1 pseudogene is annotated in these 223 nt (G+C 59.2%); it reads left to right on the plus strand.

What is annotated here, in order from left to right:
• Window positions 1-223: pseudogene (locus tag I5W_RS32555) on the plus strand (hypothetical protein); the annotation flags it as partial.

Raw genomic sequence — 223 nt, forward strand, 5'->3', positions numbered from 1 at the left:
AGTCGCATAAGGGAGAGCGTCGACCGATGCCCTTGAGAGCCTTCAACCCAGTCAGCTCCTTCCGGTGGGCGCGGGGCATGACTATCGTCGCCGCACTTATGACTGTCTTCTTTATCATGCAACTCGTAGGACAGGTGCCGGCAGCGCTCTGGGTCATTTTCGGCGAGGACCGCTTTCGCTGGAGCGCGACGATGATCGGCCTGTCGCTTGCGGTATTCGGAAT

The organism is Herbaspirillum sp. B65, assembly GCF_000333555.1.
GTDB classification, from domain to species: domain Bacteria; phylum Pseudomonadota; class Gammaproteobacteria; order Burkholderiales; family Burkholderiaceae_D; genus Herbaspirillum; species Herbaspirillum rubrisubalbicans.